Genomic DNA, 1,344 nt, shown 5'->3' on the forward strand with positions numbered 1-1,344 from the left:
GGTGGCGAGGCGGCTCATGTGGAACCTCCCAAAGGTGCGGCGACCGTCTCCGGCCGTACGGCCCAGGCCGGACGGTGCTGCGGTGCCACCACCGCTCGCAGGCGTCGCCGCAGACCCGGCAACAGCACCAGGGCGGTCGCCGCCTGGGCCAGCAGCAGCGCCACCGCGGGTGCGACGATGCCGAGCCGGGGCAGGCCGTACCAGCCGCCGCCGAGGAAGAGCAGGGCGGCGGTGGACTGGACGAGCACCATGCGCCACATCCGCTTCTCCATGATCGCGAAGGCGGCGTAGAGCAGGATCACCCCGGTGAACGGCAGCGAGAGACCGATCAGCCGTAGGGCGTCCGCCCCGTGCGCCGCGTACTGCCCACCCAGCGGCGCGAGGAGCGCTCCGGCGGCACCGCCGAGCGTCACGGCTCCCGCGCCGACGACCAGTCCGACCAGGACGAGCGCCCGCCGGACGTGGACCCGGGCCTCGGCGCCGTCGCTCGACGCGGCCACCACGAACGAGATGATCACGTTCCACAGCAGGGTGGTCCCGGCCACCCCGATCGTCCACGGCACGTAGAAGTAGGCACTGGCGGTGGCGCCGAGCGCGTGGGCGACCAGCACCGGCGGCAGGAACGCCACAGCGTTGTTGACCAGACCGGTGACGTACTCCGCCGAGGCGAAGCTGGTCATCCCGTGGCGGGCCCGGCCCGGCAGCGGAACCGTCCCCATCCGGGGGGTCAACCGGGCCAGGATCCACCAGTTCGTCACCAGCATGGTGACGAGCATCGGCAGCACCCAGGCCAGCAGCACCCCGTCACCGGCGACCACCCCGGCCAGCAGGGGCAGCAGCGCCAGTTTCGCGCCGGAGGCGACGATGTTCTTGGCCGGCACCAGGCCGGGACGGCGTAGCGCGGCCAGCACCCCGTCCTGGATGAAGAAGATTGCCGAGGCGAGCACCGCTACCACGAAGACCAGCCGGTGGACCGGCCGGTCGCCGATCAGACCGCTGCCCAGGCCGAGCGCCAGGAAACCGACCGCGAGCGCGAGGGACATCGCCGCCGACGCGCCGTACCCGACCAGGACCAGGCGTCGGGTACGGGCGCCGGCGCCCGGCAGGAAGCGGGCGTAGAGGCTGGTCAGGTTGAGCTGGGCGAGACCGGCGAGCAGCGACATCGAGGCGACCACGCCGGAGGCCCGGCCCACCGCCTCGGTGGGGAACCAGCGCGCCGCCACCACCCAGAACAGGAAGCCCAGCGCCGCGCTGGCCACCGTGGAGGACATCAGCGCGACCGCCGTGCGGACCAGCAACGGCCGCCGTCCGGACGGCACCACCCCAGGGCTGTCTCTGATACAC

General features: G+C 73.1%; 1 protein-coding gene. It reads right to left on the reverse strand.

Annotation, left to right across the window (positions count from 1 at the left end):
• Positions 1-14: 14 nt before the first annotated feature.
• Positions 15-1,344: lipopolysaccharide biosynthesis protein (locus tag EYA84_RS31845; RefSeq protein WP_236146079.1), on the reverse strand; the 1,330-nt coding region annotated here is incomplete at its 5' end.

Source organism: Verrucosispora sp. SN26_14.1 (genome assembly GCF_004307965.1).
Classification (GTDB): Bacteria; Actinomycetota; Actinomycetes; order Mycobacteriales; family Micromonosporaceae; genus Micromonospora.